The 16,969-nt window shown below is 56.3% G+C and carries 16 protein-coding genes, 1 tRNA gene and 1 pseudogene; 11 read left to right on the top strand and 7 right to left on the bottom strand.

All coding sequences use genetic code 11. The features are described from left to right. Positions 1-36: 36 nt before the first annotated feature. The 5 genes from ABLV52_RS15445 to ABLV52_RS15465 are packed head-to-tail and all read left to right on the top strand — an operon-like array spanning position 37 to position 5,422. Entirely contained in the window at positions 37-1,704 is a 1,668-nt protein-coding gene (locus tag ABLV52_RS15445) for a propanediol/glycerol family dehydratase large subunit (protein WP_023291059.1), read from the top strand. Positions 1,705-1,716: 12 nt separating this feature from the next. Next, positions 1,717-2,301, top strand: coding sequence for a propanediol/glycerol family dehydratase medium subunit (locus ABLV52_RS15450; RefSeq protein ID WP_023291058.1), 585 nt, complete (start codon positions 1,717-1,719; stop codon positions 2,299-2,301). Positions 2,302-2,303: 2 nt separating this feature from the next. Then, on the top strand, positions 2,304-2,729 hold the full coding sequence (locus ABLV52_RS15455) for a glycerol dehydratase small subunit DhaB3 (RefSeq protein ID WP_023291057.1): 426 nt from the start codon (positions 2,304-2,306) through the stop codon (positions 2,727-2,729). Between the two features lie 12 nt (positions 2,730-2,741). Then, positions 2,742-4,565: a diol dehydratase reactivase subunit alpha gene (locus ABLV52_RS15460; protein ID WP_060590413.1), complete on the top strand. Its 1,824-nt coding sequence runs from the start codon at positions 2,742-2,744 to the stop codon at positions 4,563-4,565. Between the two features lie 53 nt (positions 4,566-4,618). Next, on the top strand, positions 4,619-5,422 hold the full coding sequence (locus ABLV52_RS15465; RefSeq protein WP_032428996.1) for an MIP/aquaporin family protein: 804 nt from the start codon (positions 4,619-4,621) through the stop codon (positions 5,420-5,422). Between the two features lie 68 nt (positions 5,423-5,490). Here the strand turns inward: ABLV52_RS15465 and hdeB are convergent, their stop codons facing one another. Both hdeB and ABLV52_RS15475 read right to left on the bottom strand, forming a co-directional pair. Then, a complete protein-coding gene (hdeB, locus tag ABLV52_RS15470) occupies positions 5,491-5,796 on the bottom strand; it encodes an acid-activated periplasmic chaperone HdeB (protein ID WP_348890577.1) in 306 nt (101 codons plus the stop codon). 26 nt (positions 5,797-5,822) lie between these two features. Continuing rightward, a complete protein-coding gene (locus ABLV52_RS15475) occupies positions 5,823-6,398 on the bottom strand; it encodes an HdeD family acid-resistance protein (protein WP_064155339.1) in 576 nt (191 codons plus the stop codon). A gap of 240 nt (positions 6,399-6,638) precedes the next feature. Between ABLV52_RS15475 and ABLV52_RS15480 the strand changes: the two genes are divergently transcribed. After that, positions 6,639-7,301 carry a YfdX family protein gene (locus tag ABLV52_RS15480; RefSeq protein WP_348890650.1) on the top strand — a complete coding sequence of 221 codons (663 nt, stop codon included), beginning with the start codon at positions 6,639-6,641 and terminating at the stop codon, positions 7,299-7,301. 90 nt (positions 7,302-7,391) lie between these two features. Here ABLV52_RS15480 and ABLV52_RS15485 read toward each other — a convergent pair whose 3' ends face one another. Together ABLV52_RS15485 and evgA are read right to left on the bottom strand one after the other, a co-directional pair. Next, the gene (locus ABLV52_RS15485) at positions 7,392-10,634 is read right to left on the bottom strand and encodes a transporter substrate-binding domain-containing protein (protein WP_348890578.1); all 3,243 of its coding nucleotides are present in this window, start codon (positions 10,632-10,634) and stop codon (positions 7,392-7,394) included. A gap of 4 nt (positions 10,635-10,638) precedes the next feature. After that, positions 10,639-11,253 (bottom strand): acid-sensing system DNA-binding response regulator EvgA, encoded by a 615-nt coding sequence (gene evgA, locus ABLV52_RS15490; protein ID WP_023291050.1) that lies wholly within the window; start codon positions 11,251-11,253, stop codon positions 10,639-10,641. Between the two features lie 301 nt (positions 11,254-11,554). Between evgA and ABLV52_RS15495 the strand changes: the two genes are divergently transcribed. Further along, positions 11,555-11,920: an HdeA/HdeB family chaperone gene (locus ABLV52_RS15495; protein WP_072096603.1), complete on the top strand. Its 366-nt coding sequence runs from the start codon at positions 11,555-11,557 to the stop codon at positions 11,918-11,920. A gap of 71 nt (positions 11,921-11,991) precedes the next feature. On the opposite strand, the pseudogene ABLV52_RS15500 reads toward ABLV52_RS15495, so the two are convergent. Together ABLV52_RS15500 and ABLV52_RS15505 are read right to left on the bottom strand one after the other, a co-directional pair. Then, positions 11,992-12,069: pseudogene (locus ABLV52_RS15500) on the bottom strand (hypothetical protein); the annotation flags it as partial. 31 nt (positions 12,070-12,100) lie between these two features. Beyond that, entirely contained in the window at positions 12,101-12,946 is an 846-nt protein-coding gene (locus tag ABLV52_RS15505; RefSeq protein ID WP_109547582.1) for an MBL fold metallo-hydrolase, read from the bottom strand. A 750-nt stretch (positions 12,947-13,696) separates the two neighbouring features. On the opposite strand from ABLV52_RS15505, the gene ABLV52_RS15510 reads away from it, so the two are divergent. From ABLV52_RS15510 to ABLV52_RS15520, 3 genes are read left to right on the top strand one after another with little or no spacing between them, the layout of a single operon-like run. After that, a complete protein-coding gene (locus tag ABLV52_RS15510; RefSeq protein WP_348890580.1) occupies positions 13,697-14,617 on the top strand; it encodes a hypothetical protein in 921 nt (306 codons plus the stop codon). Positions 14,618-14,628: 11 nt separating this feature from the next. Continuing rightward, positions 14,629-15,441, top strand: coding sequence for a TSUP family transporter (locus ABLV52_RS15515; protein ID WP_023291046.1), 813 nt, complete (start codon positions 14,629-14,631; stop codon positions 15,439-15,441). Position 15,442: 1 nt separating this feature from the next. Continuing rightward, the gene (locus tag ABLV52_RS15520; protein WP_023291045.1) at positions 15,443-16,015 is read left to right on the top strand and encodes a GNAT family N-acetyltransferase; all 573 of its coding nucleotides are present in this window, start codon (positions 15,443-15,445) and stop codon (positions 16,013-16,015) included. Positions 16,016-16,175: 160 nt separating this feature from the next. Here the strand turns inward: ABLV52_RS15520 and ABLV52_RS15525 are convergent. Then, positions 16,176-16,251, bottom strand: a tRNA-Ile gene (locus ABLV52_RS15525). Positions 16,252-16,375: 124 nt separating this feature from the next. On the opposite strand from ABLV52_RS15525, the gene mug reads away from it, so the two are divergent. After that, positions 16,376-16,882, top strand: coding sequence for a G/U mismatch-specific DNA glycosylase (gene mug, locus ABLV52_RS15530; RefSeq protein WP_002917636.1), 507 nt, complete (start codon positions 16,376-16,378; stop codon positions 16,880-16,882). The last annotated feature ends 87 nt before the right edge of the window (positions 16,883-16,969 follow it).

Raw genomic sequence — 16,969 nt, forward strand, 5'->3', positions numbered from 1 at the left:
ACCGTCTGCGGATTTCACCTTTTGAGCCCATGAACAATGAAAAGATCAAAACGATTTGCAGTACTGGCCCAGCGCCCCGTCAATCAGGACGGGCTGATTGGCGAGTGGCCTGAAGAGGGACTGATCGCCATGGAAAGCCCCTTTGACCCGGTCTCGTCGGTCAAAGTGGAAAACGGTCGGATCGTCGAGCTGGACGGCAAGCGCCGGGACCAGTTTGATATGATCGACCGGTTTATCGCCGACTACGCGATCAACATTGAGCGCACGGAGCAGGCGATGCGTCTGGAGGCGCTGGAGATAGCCCGCATGCTGGTGGATATCCACGTCAGCCGGGAGGAGATCATCGCCATCACCACCGCCATCACGCCGGCCAAAGCGGTTGAAGTCATGGCGCAGATGAACGTGGTGGAGATGATGATGGCGCTGCAAAAGATGCGCGCCCGCCGAACGCCCTCCAACCAGTGCCATGTCACCAACCTGAAGGATAATCCGGTGCAGATTGCCGCCGACGCCGCCGAGGCCGGGATCCGCGGCTTCTCCGAGCAGGAGACCACGGTCGGTATTGCGCGCTATGCCCCGTTTAACGCCCTGGCGCTGCTGGTCGGCTCGCAGTGCGGCCGCCCCGGCGTGTTGACGCAATGCTCGGTGGAAGAGGCCACCGAGCTGGAGCTGGGCATGCGTGGCTTAACCAGTTACGCCGAGACGGTGTCAGTCTACGGCACCGAGGCGGTATTTACCGACGGCGATGACACCCCATGGTCAAAGGCGTTCCTCGCCTCGGCCTACGCCTCTCGGGGGCTGAAAATGCGCTACACCTCCGGCACCGGCTCCGAAGCGCTGATGGGCTATTCGGAGAGCAAGTCGATGCTCTACCTCGAATCGCGTTGCATCTTCATTACCAAAGGCGCCGGGGTGCAGGGTCTACAGAACGGGGCGGTGAGCTGCATCGGCATGACCGGCGCCGTGCCCTCGGGCATTCGGGCGGTGCTGGCGGAAAATCTGATCGCCTCCATGCTCGACCTCGAAGTGGCCTCGGCCAACGACCAGACCTTCTCCCACTCGGATATCCGCCGCACCGCGCGCACCCTGATGCAGATGCTGCCGGGCACCGACTTTATTTTCTCCGGCTACAGCGCGGTGCCGAACTACGACAACATGTTCGCCGGCTCGAACTTCGATGCGGAAGATTTTGATGATTACAACATCCTGCAGCGCGACCTGATGGTTGACGGTGGACTGCGTCCAGTGACCGAGGCGGAAACCATCGCCATTCGCCAGAAAGCGGCGCGGGCGATCCAGGCGGTCTTTCGCGAGCTGGGGCTGCCGCCGATCGCCGACGAGGAGGTGGAGGCCGCCACCTACGCGCACGGCAGCAACGAGATGCCGCCGCGTAACGTGGTGGAGGACCTGAGCGCGGTGGAAGAGATGATGAAGCGCAATATTACCGGCCTCGATATTGTCGGCGCGCTGAGCCGCAGCGGCTTTGAGGATATCGCCAGCAATATTCTCAATATGCTGCGCCAGCGGGTCACCGGGGATTACCTGCAGACCTCGGCCATTCTCGATCGACAGTTCGAGGTGGTGAGCGCGGTCAACGACATCAATGACTATCAGGGGCCGGGCACCGGCTATCGCATCTCCGCCGAACGCTGGGCGGAGATCAAAAATATTCCGGGCGTGGTCCAGCCCGACACCATTGAATAAGGCGGTATTCCTGTGCAACAGACAACCCAAATTCAGCCCTCTTTTACCCTGAAAACCCGCGAGGGCGGGGCGGCTTCTGCCGATGAACGCGCCGATGAAGTGGTGATCGGCGTCGGCCCCGCCTTCGATAAACACCAGCATCACACCCTGATCGATATGCCCCATGGCGCGATCCTTAAAGAGCTGATTGCCGGGGTGGAGGAAGAGGGACTTCACGCCCGAGTGGTGCGCATTTTGCGCACGTCCGACGTCTCCTTTATGGCCTGGGATGCGGCGAACCTGAGCGGCTCGGGGATCGGCATCGGTATCCAGTCGAAGGGGACCACGGTCATCCATCAGCGCGATCTGCTGCCGCTCAGCAACCTGGAGCTGTTCTCCCAGGCGCCGCTGCTGACGCTGGAGACCTACCGGCAGATTGGCAAAAACGCCGCGCGCTATGCGCGCAACGAGTCACCTTCGCCGGTGCCGGTGGTGAACGACCAGATGGTGCGGCCGAAATTTATGGCCAAAGCCGCCCTGTTTCATATCAAAGAGACCAAACATGTGGTGCAGGACGCCGAGCCCGTCACCCTGCACGTCGACTTAGTAAGGGAGTGACCATGAGCGAGAAAACCATGCGCGTGCAGGATTATCCGTTAGCCACCCGCTGCCCGGAGCATATCCTGACGCCCACCGGCAAACCATTGACCGACATCACCCTCGAGAAAGTGCTCTCTGGCGAGGTGGGCCCGCAGGATGTGCGGATCTCCCGGCAAACCCTTGAGTACCAGGCGCAGATTGCCGAGCAGATGCAGCGCCATGCGGTGGCGCGCAATTTTCGCCGCGCGGCGGAGCTTATCGCCATCCCTGACGAGCGCATTCTGGCTATCTATAACGCGCTGCGCCCGTTCCGCTCCTCGCAGGCGGAGCTGCTGGCGATCGCCGACGAGCTGGAGCACACCTGGCATGCGACGGTGAATGCCGCCTTTGTCCGGGAGGCGGCGGAAGTGTATCAGCAGCGGCATAAGCTGCGTAAAGGAAGCTAAGCGGAGGTCAGCATGCCGTTAATAGCCGGGATTGATATCGGCAACGCCACCACCGAGGTGGCGCTGGCGTCCGACGACCCGCAGGCGAGGACGTTTGTTGCCAGCGGGATCGTCGCGACGACGGGCATGAAAGGGACGCGGGACAATATCGCCGGGACCCTCGCCGCGCTGGAGCAGGCTCTGGCGAAAACGCCATGGTCAATGCGCGATGTGTCTCGCATCTATCTTAACGAAGCCGCGCCGGTCATTGGCGATGTGGCGATGGAGACCATCACCGAGACCATTATCACCGAGTCAACCATGATCGGTCATAACCCGCAGACCCCGGGCGGGGTGGGCGTCGGCGTGGGGACGACCATCGCCCTCGGCCGGCTGGCGACGCTGCCGGCGGCGCAGTATGCCGAGGGGTGGATCGCGCTGATTGACGACGCCGTCGATTTCCTTGACGCCGTGTGGTGGCTCAATGAGGCGATCGACCGCGGGATCAACGTGGTGGCGGCGATCCTCAAAAAGGACGACGGCGTGCTGGTGAACAACCGCCTGCGCAAAACCCTGCCGGTGGTGGATGAAGTGACGCTCCTGGAGCACGTGCCCGAGGGGGTGATGGCGGCAGTGGAGGTAGCCGCGCCGGGGCAGGTGGTGCGGATCCTGTCGAATCCCTACGGCATCGCCACCTTCTTTGGGCTGAGCCCGGAGGAGACCCAGGCCATCGTCCCCATCGCCCGCGCGCTGATTGGCAACCGCTCAGCGGTGGTGCTCAAGACCCCCCAGGGCGACGTGCAGTCGCGGGTGATCCCGGCGGGCAAGATCTACATCAGCGGCGAAAAGCGCCGTGGAGAAGCCGATGTCGCCGAGGGCGCGGAGGCGATCATGCAGGCGATAAGCGCCTGCGCTCCGGTACGCGACATCCGCGGCGAACCGGGCACCCACGCCGGCGGCATGCTCGAGCGGGTGCGCAAGGTGATGGCGTCCCTGACCGGCCATGAGATGAGCGCGATCTACATCCAGGATCTGCTGGCGGTGGATACATTTGTTCCGCGCAAGGTGCAGGGCGGGATGGCTGGGGAGTGCGCCATGGAGAATGCCGTCGGGATAGCGGCGATGGTGAAATCGGATCGTCTGCAGATGCAGGTTATCGCCCGTGAGCTGAGCGCCCGACTCCAGACTGAGGTGGTCGTGGGCGGCGTGGAAGCCAACATGGCCATCGCCGGGGCGTTAACCACGCCGGGCTGTGCGGCGCCGCTGGCGATCCTCGACCTCGGCGCTGGTTCGACGGATGCGGCGATCGTCAGCGCGGAGGGGCAGATCGCCGCGGTGCATCTCGCCGGGGCGGGAAATATGGTCAGCCTGCTGATTAAAACCGAGCTGGGTCTCGAGGATCTTTCGCAGGCGGAAGCGATAAAAAAATACCCGCTGGCCAAAGTGGAAAGCCTGTTCAGTATCCGCCACGAGAATGGCGCAGTGGAGTTCTTCCGGGAAGCCCTCAGCCCGGCGGTGTTCGCCAAAGTGGTGTACATCAAGGAGGGCGAACTGGTGCCGATCGATAACGCCAGCCCGCTGGAAAAAATTCGTCTTGTGCGCCGCCAGGCGAAGGAGAAAGTGTTTGTTACCAACTGCCTGCGCGCGCTGCGCCAGGTCTCCCCCGGCGGTTCCATTCGCGATATCGCCTTTGTGGTGCTGGTGGGCGGCTCATCGCTGGATTTTGAGATCCCGCAGCTTATCACCGACGCCCTGTCGCACTACGGCGTGGTCGCCGGGCAGGGCAACATTCGGGGAACAGAAGGGCCGCGCAATGCGGTCGCCACCGGGCTGGTGCTGGCCGGACATGCCGATTAAGCCGGCGCTCGCGCCAGCCTCTCTCTATAACGTGCTATTTCAGGATGCCAATGATGAACCAGACTTCTAGCTTAACCGGGCAGTGCGTGGCCGAGTTTCTTGGCACCGGACTGCTCATTTTCTTCGGCGCGGGCTGTGTTGCTGCGCTGCGGGTCGCCGGAGCCAGCTTTGGCCAGTGGGAAATCAGTATTATCTGGGGCCTCGGCGTCGCCATGGCCATCTATCTGACGGCTGGCGTCTCCGGCGCGCACCTTAATCCGGCCGTCACTATTGCCCTGTGGCTGTTCGCCTGTTTTGAACGCCGTAAAGTACTGCCGTTTATTGTCGCCCAGACGGCCGGGGCGTTCTGCGCCGCCGCCCTGGTGTACGGGCTCTATCGTCAGCTGTTTCTCGATCTTGAACAGAGCCAGCATATCGTTCGCGGTACCGTCGCCAGCCTTAACCTGGCCGGGGTCTTTTCCACCTACCCGCATCCGCATATCACCTTTTGGCAGGCGTTTGCCGTAGAGACCACCATCACGGCGATCCTGATGGCGATGATCATGGCTCTGACCGACGACGGCAATGGCATCCCGCGCGGGCCGCTGGCGCCGTTGCTGATTGGCTTGCTGATCGCCGTGATCGGCGCGTCGATGGGGCCGCTAACCGGCTTTGCGCTGAATCCGGCGCGTGATTTCGGCCCTAAACTGTTTACCAGTCTGGCCGGCTGGGGCGCGATCGCCTTTACCGGCGGGCAGTCGATACCCTACTTTTGGGTGCCGCTGCTGGCGCCGGTGGTGGGGGCGATTATGGGAGCGTTTTTATACCGCAAGCTTATCGGCCACCATCTGCCGTGCGAATGCGCTAGCGATGAGTGAGACGGGGCCCGCCGCATCTCGGCGGGCAACGAGGTTAACTTCCCCCGGCGAGTCGCCGGGGATCAGGGTTATTTCTTGATGACCGCATTGAGCTCGCCGAGTTTGGCGGCGGGGTTCTTGTGGCACTGCTGCAACATTTTCGGCACCGAGACGGTCTCGACTTCATGCCAGTCGACGTAGTCCCCGCCGCTGAAGTCGGTGTTGCGGTTCACCACCCAGAAGGCCACCGGGGTCATGCTTTTTGGGTTCATATCTATAAACTCCTGACAGGTCATATTCTGCGGTGTGGTTTCCAGAACCGCGAACGCCGGGCTGGTCATCAGACAGAATGTGGTGGCCGCTACGGTCAGTACGAGTGCTTTAGGCAAATTCATTTTCTTCTCCAGTGACAAAATAGGGCTTAAGCCTGGGCGTGCTTCATTTTATTGCGCAGGACCAGCAAGCCGATGGCGCTAAATATCATTTCAACGCCGATAAAGGCGGTAATAAATATCCAGCTTTGCTGCGGATTCATGGCCAGCCACAGGCAGGCGATAAGTAAATCCAACAGGCCGATAAAAATATTCCAGCCGGCGCCGCTTTGTTTTCGGGTTTGACACCCGTTGACGATGCGGGAAATACCGCCGAGAACAAATAAAAAGCCGAATAAGAGGGCCAGGCTGCTCATGCCGTTAAGAGGATTAACGACAAAGCTCAGGCCGAGCACGATCCAGGCGATGGCGAAGATCAGCGCCACCAGGCGTGATTTCCAGTGCTGCTGGCGGAAGACGATCAGGCTGTACAGTGAGTAGAAGCCGCAGATCATCAACAACATGCCGGTCACCGTGGCGAGATACCAGCCGGCGACCAGCGGCCAGGCCAGGCAACAGGCCCCGCAGATAAACAGCAGCGCGGCCATCAAGCCGGCATGCCGTTTATATCGAATCAAGACGCGTGGGTTAAACGCATTTAAGGTGTAATGGCTAAACATAAACATAATTGCTCCGCAGATCCCGGTTGCCGGCCTGACGCTGAATAAAATGCGTCATGCTTTATTCAGCGGGCCAAAAGAAAGGTCTGAGGAAAATAGTAGGCCGCGCTATCGGCAGGCGTAAATAAGAGCGCTGAGGTGACTTTATACGCCTTGTCTGACAGCTGTCAGACAAGGCCCGCAATATTCCTTCCGGGCTCTGATTCTCAATGCCCATGATATTTTTTAAGCTGGCTGCGTTTGGTGATGCTTACCGATTTTAATCAGGAGTTAACGATGAAAAAAGTCATTCTGGCGAGCCTGCTGGCAACCATGATGGGTACCTCTCCGGTGTGGGCAGCAGATAGCGCGACGGCAGCGCCATCCACGGCAGCCACAGCGCAGGTGCAGAAAGAAGCCGCCGATGTGCTGCAGGTGGCAGTGCAGGGCGCGAACGCGATGCGCGATGTCCAGTTCGCCCGTCTGGCGCTGTTCCATGGCCAGCCGGATAGCGCGAAAAAACTGACTGACGACGCCGCCGCGCTGCTGGCCGCCGATGACGCCAGCTGGGCGAAGTTTGTGAAAACCGATGCTAAAGCCAAAATGATCGCCGATCGCTATGTGGTCATTAACGCCTCTATCGCTCTGTCTGAAGACTATATAGCCACGCCGGAAAAAGAGAGTGCCATTAAATCCGCTAACGAAAAACTGGCGAAAGGCGATCAGAAAGGGGCTATCGATACCCTCCGTCTGGCCGGTATTGGCGTAATTGAGAACCAGTATCTGATGCCGCTCAACCAGACCCGTAAGGCGGTGGCGCAGGCGCAAGACCTGCTGAAAGCTGGAAAATATTACGAAGCGAATCTGGTGCTGAAAGGCGCTGAAGAGGGCATCGTGGTGGACAGCGAGATGCTGGTGGCAGGCAACTGATACCTGTTCCACCCTGAGAGAGCGCAGAGGAAGAAACTGACAAGGATGTCCCCTTAACGGTCGGGCAGGCGGACTGCCCGACCGGAACGGCTAGCGGCCGATCAGGGCATCGATTTCGCCATCGATCTCACGCATGACGCCGGTGATGCGCTGTACCACCTCCAGACAGCTTGCCGGCGTTAGCGAGTCAGGCCGCTTCGCCTCAAAAGGGGCGCACAGCGCTTGCAGCGCAGTAATCCCCAGAATTTGCGCTGAACCGTGCAGACGGTGCAGCGCTCGCAGAAAGATCTGCGGCTCATGCCGGGCGATTGCCTGTCCGGCAGCCTGTAAATCCGCGGCCGACGCATCGCGGAACGTCTCCAGCATCTCAGTCATCAGCGCCTGGTCTCCCCCGGTATTTCCGGTCAGTACGCTGAGCCGCAGGTGTCGGGCGACGTTTGGCGATGCGTGGCCCACCGCTAAACGGCTCAGCTCGTGGCTCAGCGTCTGTACCGACACCGGCTTAAACAGACACATATTCATGCCGCTGGCCAGACAGGCCTCCCGCGACTGCGGCAGCGCGCTGGCGGTCACCCCCCAAATCATCAGGTCCGGGTAGCGCCGACGTAGCGACGCCGCCAGCGTCAGGCCATCTTTCTTCGGCATATTGAGGTCCGTGATCAGCAGATCGTAATGTTTGCCAGCGAGCTTATTCTCCGCCTCTTCACCGTCGCAGGCTTCATCGACGCTATAGCCGATAGTGCTGAGCTGGCGCTTGAGCAGCAGCCGGTTGGTGGGATGGTCGTCGGCTATCAATATCGACAGCCCGGGCAAGGCCTGCTGCCTGGCCGGCAACGCCTTCGGCGCGCGAACGGCGCAGCGACTCACCTTGACTGGCAGGATGATGGTGAAGGTGGTCCCCACGCCAGGATGGCTAACCATCTCCAGTCGGCCCTGCATGAGTGCGACCAGCTCCTGGCAAATGACCAGACCCAGGCCGGAACCGGTCTGTTTGCGCCCCTGGCGCGCCTGGGCATAACGGTGAAAGAGAGTGGTCTGCTCTTCTTCGCCGATCCCGCAGCCGCTGTCGCTAATGATGAGGGTCAGCTCCCCCTGCGTCTCATCCGCTTGCGTCAGCTGGCAGTCGACCTGAATCGCGCCCTCGGTGGTAAACTTCAGCGCATTGCCGATGAGATTATTGAGGATTTGCCGCAGCGCCTGCGGGTCGATCCACAGCATGGTCCCCTCCTGTAGCGCGTTATGGTCGTGGAGCGCGATCCCCTTTTGCTGCGCCAGCGCGCCGAAGGTGTGACACTGCTGCGACACGACCTGTGCGACCTCGCTCCACTGCGGGGTGATCTGGTATTTTCCCGACTCAATCTTGTCGATATCGAGAATATTACCGATCAGCCCCAGCAGGGTTTGCGCCGTCGACCCCGCCAGCTCGATCGCCTCTTTACGCTGACCGACGTTCAGCTCCGGTTTCGCCAGCAGTTCCAGAAAGCCGACGATGGCGCTCACCGGCGTGCGCAGCTCGTGGCTCATGCTGGCCAGAAAGCGACTCTTGGCTTTTGTCGCCTGAATCGCTTTGTCTTTTTCCCGCTCCAGGGCGCAGGAGAGGGCCTCCTTCTGCGCCAGCTCCTCCTCCAGCCGCTGCTGAGAGTCTTTGCGTTTGCGCACTTCCCGGCACAGGGAGAGTCCCCACCCGAGGCTGATGGCGATCAGCACCAGCGCGAAGGCGATCAGCTGGTAAAACTGGCGGCTGTACTGGCTCCAGTTCTCTATTTGCTGGCTGGAAATTTTCGACCACTTCTCGGTCATCTGCAGAATATCCCGCGGCGGAATGGCCTGCAGCGCTTTGCTGAGGATGGCGGCCAGCACCGGCTCATCGCGCGGGATCGCCAGCCGAATGGCGGCGACCGGGAGTCCGTCGATGCGGGCGTAGTGCAGACCCTGTGGATAATAGTGGTCGATCATATAGCGGGCGGAAAGCTCCGACGCTACCGCGGCATCCACCTCGCCTTCCTCCACCATCTTCATCGCGACGCCAACGTTATCCGTCTCCACCCAGTCAACCTGTGGAAAGCGCGCTTTCAGGTCGTGGGCGGCGATTGGCCCCACTGGCAGGGCGATCCGCGCCGGGCGGGTCAGCAGATGTGGGTCGGGGGCGCTGCCGCGGGCGACCAGCACAAAAGCCACGTTAATCAGCGGGTCGCTGAGGGTGACGTAGGCCTGCGGCTGTGGGGTCAGAGTCGCGGCGGGCATGATCGCCCAGTCCTCTTTTTCCATCCGCTTTGCCAGATCCTGACGGTTGCGCACCAGGATGGGGTCAAACTGCAGCCCGGTCTGTAGCGAGAAAATATTCAGCATATCGGCCATAATGCCGCGCAGCTCGTCCTCGTCATCCACCAGAGTAAAAGGCGGAAAGTAGGGGTTGACCAGCAGGCGGACGCGACGATGCTTCTGTAGCCAGCGCTGCTCTTCGGCGCTAAAGGATAGCGGCGTATTGAGAAATGACAGATCGCCGCGGTTGAGCCAGTTTTGCATGATCCGCATCGCGGTATCGCTGTCGATAGCGTGGATAAAACGGTCAAGGAGCTGGTGCAGCGCCGGTCGATCCTCGCGGGTGACAAAGCGGTTGTGCTGCTCCTGCTGACGAAAATAGTGCGCGATGACCAGCGATTGCGAGAAATATTTCGAGATGCAGTGGCCGGTGGTGATGTTATTGCCGATGAAATACTGATTCTCGCCGCTGACCACCGAGGCGAGAGCCTGATAGTCGCTATCGTAAAGGGTGATTTTGGCGTTGGGAAACGCCTGCTGAATGATATCGAAAAAGGCGCAATCGCGGGTGCAGGCCAGCGTGACGCGGCGGTCGGTGGTCAGCGGCGGCAGGGGGGATTTTAGCGAGGTGACCAGCGTCGGCCAGGTTTTGATCAGCGGTGCGGTGTGCGTCAGTCCCGGGGCGAGCGCATCCCGGTGCGCCACCTGAGTGAGCAGGGTATCCACCTGGCGGTCGGCCAGGGCGGCCAGCGCCTGCTGCTCGGTGTCATATTGGCGGATAACCACCTTCAACCCGAGGCTGTGCGCCATTAGCGCCAGATAGTCGGCGTTAATTCCCTGATAGCTCTCCTCGTCGCTGTCGTAGACGATAGGCGTCATCTCAGGCAGCCAGGTGCCGACGGTCAGCGTCGGCCGGGCGGCCAGCCAGACCTTTTCCGTATCGTTAAGCGGAATGTCGATTGCCGCAATGTGGGCATGGCTTTTCAGCTCCAGTTGCTTCATGGCAAACGCGGCGGGGGAGTGGCTTAGCGCCAGTCCGACAATCAGGGATAAAATAAGACGAACGACCATGGCATCACCCTATTTTATTGCGTTGCGCAAAGTCATAAAGCTCAAGCAGGGAGCTGCAGCCTAATTTATCCATCAGACGGACCTTATAGGTGCTGACCGTCTTATTGCTGATATTCATTTTGCTGCCGATGGTGGTGTAGTCGACGCCGCTGAGGATATAGCGGAAGACTTTCATCTCCTGCGTTGACAGCGTATCCAGCCGGTCCTGATCGGTGATGCCGTGGGTGCAGAAGCGCTCCAGTGAAAAGGGGAAATAGCTGTAGCCATTATTGGCCGCCTCGATCGCGGCGAGGATATTATTCATTCCCTCTTTTTTACTCACAAAACCATTGGCCCCGCAGTCGGCGCTGCGTTTGCCGTAGAACCGTTCATTTTTGGCGGAAATGACGATAATTTTTCCCTGGTAGCGGCGTTTGCGCAGTTGCTCAAGAACGTCGATGCCGCTGAGCTCCGGAATATCGACGTCAACGATCAGCAGGTCAGGCTGCATCGTTTCGGCGGCCTGCACCGCATGAGCGCCGCTGTCGAGCTCTGCCGCGACGGTAATACCGTTGGTATCGAGTAGGTTGCGAATGGCGATACGTGCCAATGGATGATCGTCAATGATTATCGCATTCATGGGGGCGTAAATCCTGATATGAAAAAGAAGGGCGATGTCTGGTGCAGGTGCGGCGGGGGTTATTTTTATCGATGCCGTAATAAGGCGCAATTGTAACACAAATCGTTTTCGCCCGGGGAAGATATTCTGGGCGAACCCTCGCTGAATATATTTGCATATCTGGATGACAGCTGTAGGAACAGGCGTTCGCTTACTTCAGCGCTGTCTGGTATTAAAAAAAATGCAAACGATTAATCTGCTCTTTTTAAGGTGAGTTGCCGGGAATATCGTCCGGTGACAACTGGCAGGTAAAATAATAACAATGGCAAAAGTGAAGCTCGCCCTTTGGCAAAAATGGGTTTGGAAACGTCTAATGGCAGGAATAATACTCGTGGCAATGAGTAGCGCCGCGGTGGGAAAGGACGCCTCGCCCGCAGAGGCGCGGACGCGCGATATGATGCGCTGTCAGGATTATCTGCAGCTGGATCCGCGCACCTGGACGCCGATGGTGATCTGGCTGATGAACGATCCTTTTTCCCTGCAGCCGCCGGAGTGGACCGACTTCCATGAAGCCGAGCTGGTGCTGACGCCGATCCTCACCGAAATCTGCCGTCAGGAGCCAGATGCCTGGCTGACTTCGCTGCGTGAGCGGCTCAATTCCTACCAGCAGGTGCGGTCGCTAAATTAAGCGACCGCGATAAAGCGGCAGAAAAAGTGACTAAATGTGCAGTTAGCAGCCCATTCCTGCGCCGGGGATCGGCAGCGGTCCGCTTTTTGCGACAGGGCGTCGCAGGCCTTGCTCGCTGGCGTCGGGTTGGCGCCGGCGCAGATGGCATCCAGAGGCGCTGTCATCTGCGCGCTTTCACATTTATTTCCCGGCGGCAGAAAAATTCAGCGTTAATCCAACGCCGACCTCGTTAATTTTGATAAAACGCGCCAGGCTAACCTTCGCCGCAAGATCGGTACAATGGCATGGATAGACGGAGCCCGGGGACAATGCTTTAAGGTAATCCCCTGTCTGTGTGAGGCGATCTTCATCAGCATTTTGCAAATGGAACCCGCCAATGACCGAAACAATGTGATGTTCTCCGGTAACCTGTTTCGCATATTCAATAATGTTAGCTATTCCCGCGTGAGAACAGCCTGTGACTACCACCAGTCCATCTTCTGTCTTTATTGCCAGCGCAGAATCATCCATAACGTAATCATCAGTGATTTCGCCTTTCTCATCCACCGTTTGGCCTACCGGTGTCAGCATCTCGAATTTATTGTCCCTTGGTATTTGACCAAGGAAGATGATGTTTTCAGTGAGTGGATAAGGTTTTTGGCTGCAAATTTTGTTGAAGAAGAGATCATTTTTATCGAATCTGTAGTTTATCCCTATAGATTTTTCATCAAAATACTTTGGGCTTAATGCATCTGGATGGCAGATTAAGTTTATCTTTTTCTCGGGAGTGAAGTTGAGTCGATCATAATATTGGGTTAAATGATTGAGTCCCCAGGTATGATCGTTATGGCCATGGGATAACACGATACTATCGATACTGGTCAAATCTATTTTCAACGTTTGCGCATTTTGCAGGAAAACATCTGAATATCCCGTATCGAAAAGGATTTTTTGACCATCATACTCAATCAGATAAGACACACCAGGTTCACCGATAAGGTACCTGTCAATGAATGTATTATTATCAACCAGAACCGTTAATTGCATCAATAAATCCTCGATGTGGCGCCAACAATATAAAAAACGGCATCTTTCTATTCTGGACTGGTGTTATGCCACACTCATTGCGGATAAGCAATTCACCAACATTTGTCATGCATGCCAGGGCTGACCTGATGCCGCCGGGAAAAAGGATGAGCTTAACTAAAAAATTTGCATAGTGCCGTTTCTCGCTTGCGTTAGCCATTTATGCAATCGCGGCCATGCTCATCGCAAGGGAGACAGTAGTTATGCAATCGCTGTTTTTTATCCCTGACAACACAACCGGTCTATGGGGATACCGATATCGCGCCACGCCCTGATGGTCGACCAATCGAACGCTACCGTAAAGTCGGGCCGTTCGACATGAACGATCCTGAGGGCAGCAGGGATAGGAATGCGCAGTTGCCCGCATCGCTGACCTGACTTGAGAAACGTCGTATCCAGTAGCATTGCTAATATTGATATATCTTATTTCTATTTGTTATTAATGAATCATTGACAGTATTTAGCTGAACTGATTCAGCTAATGATTCACAGGATAATATTTTGTAAAAATTATGTGATTAAAATTTAAAGGTTTGTAGTCAGCGCTAAAGATAGAAAGATCGTCTGGATTTTATCCGCTACCTTGAAGGGATTAATAAATCTGCGTTATAAATTAACCGCACTATTTAGAATGAAATGGAAATATCTGAATGAACAATTCAGAGAAATAGTGAAATAAATCTTATTATACTGGTAGCTTCAGGACAGGGTATGTTTATGAAGAATGGAATTATTCTATCAATCGCCGACCGTATCAAAGATGCGCTTCCCATACCAACAGACGAATTCAGGAAAAGGCTTGAAGAGGACTGTTATGTAATATGGAAATTGCCACACTTTGATGCACAAGAAATCACTCAAACCCCCGTCGTTCCCTCTTATGCTGATTATGTCGAGTCAAAAAATGCAGCGTTACATGGCGCTTATCTTTCTGCACATTTTCAGGCCGGCCTATGGCCCGTCGTCTATCAGGGCGAAAATAACGGACATCTTATAAGGCATGTCTGCCCGATGCTCCAGGCAGAAGAGAAAATAAGTTCTCAGGGGGCTAAGTATGACTTTTACCCGCATGTCGATAATCCCGATCTGTACATTACCGGCGAGACGCCGTCTAACCGACTTGGCGGCTGTCCTGACACTCTGAGTTTATTGTGTCTCAGGAAAGAGGAAGGCGTTCACACCAGTCTGTTAAAACTGGATCAGATTCTGAAGAGACTTTCTGATAAGGATATCGCTATTCTTGCCAGCCCCGCCTTCAGGATTAAACGGCCAGCCAGCTTTACAGAGGGATCCAGTATTGAGAAGGTGCCGATTATTGTGAGCGACAACGGTGTCTGGTATTCACGATTTGACTGGCACAATACTCAAGGTATGACTCTCGAAGCCGAAGCCGCGCTGGAAAAAATGCGATTTATCACCCTGGAACATGACCTGTGGTTCAATGTTCCGCTGGAGCCAGGGTATGCAGTGACTTTTTTAAACCAAAGAACAATGCATACCAGAAATGCTTTTGAACCTCGTTTTGATGGCACGGACAGGTGGTTATTGCGGGTTTTTACTATGAAACACAGACCAACTGATACGCAGCTTGTCGATTCTTCACTTTGTCTTCACCACCTGCGCACACTATAACGGAACAAAAAATGTCAGATTTAGTTAATCACTCAATGTTCATTGAGGGAAGCGTTATTGCTCATTACCTTGTTCTCGGGGTGATCCTGCTGGTTATTGCATCATTTATCGCGGGCTATATTGATGCGATTGCGGGCGGTGCTGGACTCGTGTTAATTCCAGCCTTTATCCTGACAGGGCTACCACCTCAGCTTGCGCTGGGACAGGAAAAACTGGTCAGTACTATAGGCACCATCGCTGCCATTAAGAACTTTGTTAAAAATAAGTCTGTTATCTGGCGCGTTATCCCTGCGGGATTAATTTCTGCCCTGGCGGGAGCCTATGTGGGCGCGAAGGTGATATTACTTTTGCCTGTGGAGACCTTATCGATCGTCATTGTGGTGCTATTACCCGTTGGTTTACTCGCAGCAACGATTAAGGGAAAAATTAAAGAGTCCGTAGACGACTCTGCCAGGACTAACTTTCTGGCAATCTTTGTAGTGTGTTTTATCGTGGGTTTTTATGATGGTTTTTTTGGCCCTGGGACCGGTAGCCTTTTCATCATTGCCTTAACGGTTATTAATAAGTTTGGACTGCTGCAGGCATCCGCGACCAGCAAAATCTTTAATTTTGCATCCAATATAGGGGCGTTTGTTGCCTTTGCGATTGCCGGTAAGATGGCTTATTTAATCGGCATTCCAATGATTATTGCCAGCCTGGCTGGTAATCACATTGGCAGTCTGCATGCCATTAAAACCAATGGTGAAATTATCCGTAAAGTTCTCTTTGTCACCGTGGGTGCGATGATGGTGACGCTTTCAGTAAAATATTTTACAGGAGTATGAAATGGCAATGGGCAATGAAAATATCGTCGTGCGGCTGGCGCAAGACTCTGACATTCCAGAGGTGAAACAACTGCTGGAGCGCTATCACGCAAAAAATCTTGCGGGAGAGCAACGGGCGAATGGATTTGTCACCACCGATATGACGGAGCAGCAGTTAAATGAACTGCGTTCAGCCGAAAGTGGTGTGGTGATTGCGGTTGATAGTACATGCGACAAGGTCATTGGCCTGTTGCTTGGTGGATCGTGGGAATTTCTCAGCCCCTGGCCCATGTTTAAATACATGGCAAGTATTCTCAATGAATATCACTACCAGGGAAAAAATCTGGATGCGGTTAGCTCATACCAGTATGGCCCCATCTGTGTCGCAGAAGAGTATCGTGGCCAGGGCGTAGGCGAGATGCTGCTTGAGTATCAACGCAAGGTGTTTGCACCGCGTTATCCCGTCATCGTTACCTTTGTCAATGTGCTGAACCCGCGTTCGTATGCATTTCATACCCGCAACCAGTTTGAGGACGTCGGTTTCTTTAACTTCAATGGCAATAAGTACCACATGATGGCGTTACCGACCTCCTGAGAGGTGGGCTGATTCATTGCGGCAGACCCGGCGGGCGTCTTCGGCGCCTGCCGGCATAAGCGAAGGTCCAGGTTTGGCCGGCGGCTAACAGAATTCTGCTCTTTTCAGGGGCGTCTGGAAAAGGAAAAGGGCCTACGTTTTCACGTAAGCCCTTGATATCTGGTGGCCCCTGTTGGGTTTGAACCAACGACCAAGCGATTATGAGTCGCCTGCTCTAACCACTGAGCTAAGGGGCCGTGGCGAGGGATTATAAAGTAACTGACGGTTGCAATCCAGCGTAAAGCGCGCAGCTGCTGTTTTTATAAACAATGCATTTTCAATCCTTTATAATCATGTTTTAGCCATACAGCCGGAGAAAACATGATTAGCGATATCCTTGCGCCGGGCCTGCGCGTTGTCTTTTGCGGTATCAACCCGGGGAAGTCCTCCGCCCATACCGGCTTTCATTTTGCCCATCCTGGCAATCGCTTCTGGAAGGTTATCCATCAGGCCGGGTTTACCGACCGACAGCTCAGGCCGGAAGAGGAGCTGCAGCTGCTGGATACGCGCTGCGGCATCACCATGCTGGTTGAGCGTCCGACGGTGCAGGCCAGCGAGGTCGCCCTGCAGGAGCTGCGCAGCGGCGGCCGTGAGCTGGTGAGGAAGATTGAGGAGTATCAGCCGCAGGCGCTGGCGGTGCTCGGCAAGCAGGCCTTCGAGCTGGCCTTTAACCAGCGCGGCGCGAAGTGGGGGAAACAGGCCATGACCATCGGCACGACCCAGGTGTGGGTGCTGCCCAATCCCAGCGGCTTAAACCGGGCGACGCTCGATAAGCTGGTGGCGGCCTATCGTGAACTGGATGATGCCCTGGCGACCCGCGGCCAGTAGCGGAGAGGGGCGACTTTCCCCGAGCGACCAGCGAAACGCCATAAAAAAAGCTCCCCGCAGGGAGCTTTTTAACAGGCTGTAGACGAT

This window comes from Klebsiella sp. GB_Kp056, from assembly GCF_040064755.1.
In the GTDB taxonomy this organism is placed as follows: domain Bacteria; phylum Pseudomonadota; class Gammaproteobacteria; order Enterobacterales; family Enterobacteriaceae; genus Klebsiella; species Klebsiella quasipneumoniae.

Coding starts and splice junctions, on each gene's coding strand:
- ABLV52_RS15445 (WP_023291059.1), top strand. CDS start 37: ATGAAAAGATCAAAACGATTTGCAGTACTGGCCCAGCGCCCCGTCAAT.
- ABLV52_RS15455 (WP_023291057.1), top strand. CDS start 2,304: ATGAGCGAGAAAACCATGCGCGTGCAGGATTATCCGTTAGCCACCCGC.
- ABLV52_RS15460 (WP_060590413.1), top strand. CDS start 2,742: ATGCCGTTAATAGCCGGGATTGATATCGGCAACGCCACCACCGAGGTG.
- ABLV52_RS15465 (WP_032428996.1), top strand. CDS start 4,619: ATGAACCAGACTTCTAGCTTAACCGGGCAGTGCGTGGCCGAGTTTCTT.
- hdeB (WP_348890577.1), bottom strand. CDS start 5,796: ATGAATTTGCCTAAAGCACTCGTACTGACCGTAGCGGCCACCACATTC.
- ABLV52_RS15475 (WP_064155339.1), bottom strand. CDS start 6,398: ATGTTTATGTTTAGCCATTACACCTTAAATGCGTTTAACCCACGCGTC.
- ABLV52_RS15480 (WP_348890650.1), top strand. CDS start 6,639: ATGCTTACCGATTTTAATCAGGAGTTAACGATGAAAAAAGTCATTCTG.
- ABLV52_RS15485 (WP_348890578.1), bottom strand. CDS start 10,634: ATGGTCGTTCGTCTTATTTTATCCCTGATTGTCGGACTGGCGCTAAGC.
- evgA (WP_023291050.1), bottom strand. CDS start 11,253: ATGAATGCGATAATCATTGACGATCATCCATTGGCACGTATCGCCATT.
- ABLV52_RS15495 (WP_072096603.1), top strand. CDS start 11,555: ATGGCAAAAGTGAAGCTCGCCCTTTGGCAAAAATGGGTTTGGAAACGT.
- ABLV52_RS15505 (WP_109547582.1), bottom strand. CDS start 12,946: ATGCAATTAACGGTTCTGGTTGATAATAATACATTCATTGACAGGTAC.
- ABLV52_RS15510 (WP_348890580.1), top strand. CDS start 13,697: ATGTTTATGAAGAATGGAATTATTCTATCAATCGCCGACCGTATCAAA.
- ABLV52_RS15515 (WP_023291046.1), top strand. CDS start 14,629: ATGTCAGATTTAGTTAATCACTCAATGTTCATTGAGGGAAGCGTTATT.
- ABLV52_RS15520 (WP_023291045.1), top strand. CDS start 15,443: ATGGCAATGGGCAATGAAAATATCGTCGTGCGGCTGGCGCAAGACTCT.
- mug (WP_002917636.1), top strand. CDS start 16,376: ATGATTAGCGATATCCTTGCGCCGGGCCTGCGCGTTGTCTTTTGCGGT.